At 67.3% G+C, this 4374-nt stretch carries 3 protein-coding genes; 1 reads left to right on the top strand and 2 read right to left on the bottom strand.

Going from position 1 to position 4374, the window contains the following annotated elements:
* On the bottom strand, positions 1-2114 hold a 2114-nt coding region (locus ACNPP0_RS23035), incomplete at its 3' end, for a type VI secretion system Vgr family protein (protein WP_448707096.1).
* A gap of 59 nt (positions 2115-2173) precedes the next feature.
* Positions 2174-3106, bottom strand: coding sequence for a hypothetical protein (locus tag ACNPP0_RS23030; protein WP_448707095.1), 933 nt, complete (start codon positions 3104-3106; stop codon positions 2174-2176).
* Between the two features lie 193 nt (positions 3107-3299).
* On the opposite strand from ACNPP0_RS23030, the gene ACNPP0_RS23025 reads away from it, so the two are divergent.
* Positions 3300-4151: a M15 family metallopeptidase gene (locus ACNPP0_RS23025; RefSeq protein WP_442880390.1), complete on the top strand. Its 852-nt coding sequence runs from the start codon at positions 3300-3302 to the stop codon at positions 4149-4151.
* Positions 4152-4374 lie beyond the last annotated feature (223 nt).

Genomic DNA, 4374 nt, shown 5'->3' with positions numbered 1-4374 from the left:
GGTTCGCCGCCGCCGGCCGTGTAGGTGGTCAGCAACACGCCCGCGCCGCCCCGCAGCGCGCCGAACGCATCGGTGCGCAGTTCCGCGCCCACGCCGCGCACATTGCCGCGATAGTTGCCTGCCTGGTGGATCAGATGGCCCAGGTTCAGTTCGCTGGCCGACTGGGTGGACTTGATCTGCATGCGCAGCTGGCCGTCGCTGTCGTCGAAGACGATCTGGTTGTAGCCGTCGCCGCCAAATTCCTTGCTCTTGAAGCCGCTTAACGCGGCCGCATTGCGATGCTGTTCGTCGCCCGCCGCCGCGCCGTGCCAGGCGGGAGCATTGCCGCTGGCCAGGTTGGCCTGCGCGCTGGGCTTGCCGTCGATGGCCGCCGCGTACACCTCGGTGTTCATGGGCTCGCCGGACTTGCCGCCTGGCGTAGCCGGTATGCCGCCTTCGCCGCGCCCGTTGTAAAGCGCACCGACGACCAGGGGCTGGTCGATGTCTTCGTCCAGAAAGCGCACCAGCACTTCCTGCCCGATACGCGGCACGAAGCTCATGCCCATGCCCGCGCCCGCCTGGCGCTGCGCCACGCGTGCCCAACGGCTTTTCGCCAGACCCTGGCCGTCGGCCTGCCAATGAAAGCGCACGCGCACGTCGCCCCGCGCGTTGCGGTGGATTTCGTCTTCGCCGCTGGCCTCGGTGGCCCCTTCGGCGTTGGTGACAATCGCCGTGTGCACGCCCACGGCCGACGGCGCGCCGGCCAATCGGGCACCGCGCGCGGCGGCCGGCAAGGCGCGCCAGGGGCGGTCGCAGCGCACAGCGCAAAAGCGGTTGGCGTAGCCCACTTCATGCGCCCGCGCCAACACGGCGGCGTCGGGCCGGCCGACGCCGATCAATGCGTCGTCAGTGGGGTAGGCAGAGTCGTCCTCGGCCGGATCGTAGTGATAGGCACGCTGATCGTCTGCGTCGTTATTCAGCGCGGCGTCTTCGTCGTCAAAGCACAGGAAGTCGTCCAGCGCGCCCATCTGGCCGGACAAGTTGGCGTCGGCCTGACCCGGCAGGTTGTTGACGCCGACGTGTTCGATGCGGTCCAACGCGAACACGGGTTCGAAGCCGGCCTCGCCCTTGGGTCCCAACGGTGACATGTCTTGCAGCGTGAAGCGAGTGCCCGACCGGAATGTGCGCACGTTGCCACGCCCGACGAAGGTTTCGGCGCGCGCCTGCGCGGCCTGCATCAATAGCGTGGCCTGAAACTGCGCGTGCGCCTGGTTCAACAGGCCGCCATGGCCCAGGGGCTCGAACCATTCCAGCCCGGCGGCTTCGTCGTCGGACCCGCTGGCCGGCCCGGCCAGCGCCTGGCCCGTGATGGCGTGCTTGCCGCTGTCGTGCCAGCCAAGAACGGTGACGCGTTCCACCGCGCGCCGCTGCCTGCGCGCCAGGGCCTGCACACCGTCGCGCGTCTCGGTGGCATGCGCGCGTTGAAAGCGCACGCCGCCGCTCAAGGACTCTTCGTCTTCCGGCAACGTGCGGCTGTCAGCAAAGATCAAGACGGCATGGCGCGAGGGCGCGGCCGCGTCCTCGACGGTGGTCCAGCCCAAGCCGGATTCCGTCAGCAGGCGCGACAGAAAGGCGTAGTCGGTCTCGCGATATTGCGTGGTGTAAGGCCGCGTGGGCAGGTCGGCAAGGTGGCGCTCGACGTCGTCGGCAAGCTTGTAGGTGTAGCCCTCGTAGCTGTCCAGCACATGCCGCACGATTTCCAGCACGGGCTGGTTTTCATAGATGCGGCTGGCGCGCCGCTGCGTGGCCAGCCATAGCCAGGGCGCCAGCGTGATGCGATAGCGCGCCTTGCCCGCGTTGCCACCCAGCATCTCGGCGGCACGCACGACGCCGCTGCGGCCAATCTCGCTGCCATCGGCGCGCGTGGCCCACAGCGTGGCGGGCCGCGACACCATGTCGTTAAGATCCAGCGAAGCGTCGTCGGCCAGCGCGACGATGCGCGCTTCGCTCAAATCCGACAGGCCTTCACGCGCCACCCAGCCTTCCACTTGCAGGGACGCGATCGCGCCCTCGCCATCCAGGCGATACAGCCGGGATGGGGCGCTGGCACCGCCGTTGCTTGCGTTCACAGCCATGGAGCAAAAACCTCGCGGGGGGACAGGAGCGATAAAAGCCGGAGTGGGGCGTTGCGCATTCAGGGTTCGACGTTGGCTTGCGGCGTCGGGCATTCAGCGGCCGTGCCCCATTGGCCGGCGCACACGCGCAGGCGGCATTGTTCGCCTTCAAAGAAACTGAGCTTGCGGCATTCCTTCAAGCGTTCGGACAACGGCGAGCCCGGCATCTCGCGCATGAAAATGCCATCGGATTTATAGACGCGCGTGCCGGGCGGAGACGCGGGCGGCAGGCCGTAATTCATCAGTGCGGACAACAGCGCCGCGTCAGTGTCGGACGGCTGTGCGGCCTTGCGCGGCGCGGCGGCGGGTTTGACGGCGCGCGGGGCATTGTTATGCGGGACCACGGCTTCGCGCGCGCGTTGTTCCGCCGCCTGGCGCGTGGGCCCGGGTGCGGTGGCGGCAGGGGCCGCGGTGGCCGGCGGCGTCAACGCCAGCACGGACAAAGGGTTGTTGGGTTCGCGCGATGGCTCGGGTTCGCCACGGCCCACATCCGCATCCCGCGCGGGCGGGGATTCATCGATGATGGCGGCTACCGCGGGCGGCTTGTCCGACGCGTCTTGCATCGCGTTGGCCTGCGGCGCGGGCGCGGCTGCGGACGGGTTTCCCGTCGCCGTTCCCGATGCTGTTGTGGACGCGGACCGATTCGGCTGCGAAGCATCAGCCGCCAATCCCGCCGCGCCGGGCGTCCGGGCCTGCATTGCGCCGGTCGGGTCTTCGTGAATGAACCACGTGATGCCACCGGCCAACAACGCCAACAGCAACGCCAGCGCAAGCCAGCGACGGGCGCGCGGGTCGCGCCGCGCGGCCAGGTGCTTGACCTCGGCTTCGGGCGCGCGCCCTTCCAGCGCCGCCAGTATTCGTGTGGACTCGGCCTCGCCTCGCGCGGCTGTGGAACCGCTGAGCAGACTCGGCGCGGTCATCGTAGGGCGAGCTTCTTTTTCGTCTTCTGCCATGCGGGTTCCCGTGTCAGCAGGAGGCGTGTGCAGCCCCCCTGTAACCAAGCCCGTCGAGAATACCCGAACACCTCATTTGGAACATCGATTCTTGTTACGATTTCTAAGGGTCCGACGCGGTTTGCAACGCCGGATCGCTTGCCTCCCGCACGAATAGAACAAAAGATGACGCCTTCCGCATGAGGGACTGATCTTGTTACTGCTACTGCCCCTGTATTTTTTGCTGGCGGTGGGCGTTTCCGCTCTCCTGTTTTTCCCTGCACTGCGCCAAGGCGCGGTGCGGGGTTTGCGCGCGTGCGCACAGGGCGTGGCACGCGGCGCAACGCGTGGCGCAAGCCAGGCGGGCGGTGCGGTGGGCGGCACTGCCGGGGCCCTGCACAGCGGGGTGAAAACGTCAGCGGGATGGGTTTCGCGGCATCGCTGGCAAGTGGCAATCGGCCTTGCAATTGTGTTGCTGCCGTCACTTTTCGCTTTCCTCATGCGACACAATCACACATTCATTTACAGCCCTCAAATGACCGGTCCGGACCGCCGGATTCAGGCCTTGCTGGAAGGCGAAAGGTTGGCCCCGCCGGCGCCCTTGCCGCCCGAAGCGTTCACCACGCGCGAGGTGGAACTGGTGCGCCCGAAGCTGGGTGGCGCAAGCCGCAATTGGGATCTGCTGGATGCGGATTTCCGCCAGCGTCTGCTGCTGGCATATCGCATCATGCGCGAGCAGCACGGCTACGAGATGGCGCTGATCGAGGGCTATCGCAGCCCGCAGCGGCAGGACGAACTGGCGGGCATGGGCACGCACGTGACCAACGCGGGCGCGTTCCAGAGCTATCACCAATTTGGCCTGGCCGCCGACAGCGCGTTCTATCGCGACGGCAAGATCGTCATTTCGGAAAAAGACCCATGGGCCATGCGCGGCTACGAGCTGTTCGGCCAGACCGCCGAGCTCGTCGGGCTGACCTGGGGCGGCCGCTGGAAGATGATGGACTTCGGTCACGTAGAGCTGCGTCGGCCCGGCGCCAAGCAGCGCGCGGGAGACGCGGCGAAATGAAGGCAACGCTCTGCAAGGCGCGCGCGGGCGCCCCGATAACAACAACACCATTTCTCTGACCGGGCGCACATGGCACGTTTGCTGAAAAAAGGCTTGCTGGTTCTGGCGCTGTTCGCGGTGGTGTGGCTGGCCGTCATCATCTGGTGGCAAGAGTCGCGCACGCTGCCGACCGGCGTGGACATCGGGCTGTATTTGTTTGCGCTGCCGCTGGCGCTGTTGGGCG

The organism is Achromobacter semiaridum (assembly GCF_053543755.1).
Note: the sequence above shows the minus strand (reverse complement) of the source record. Positions and strands in the feature narration are given on the sequence as shown.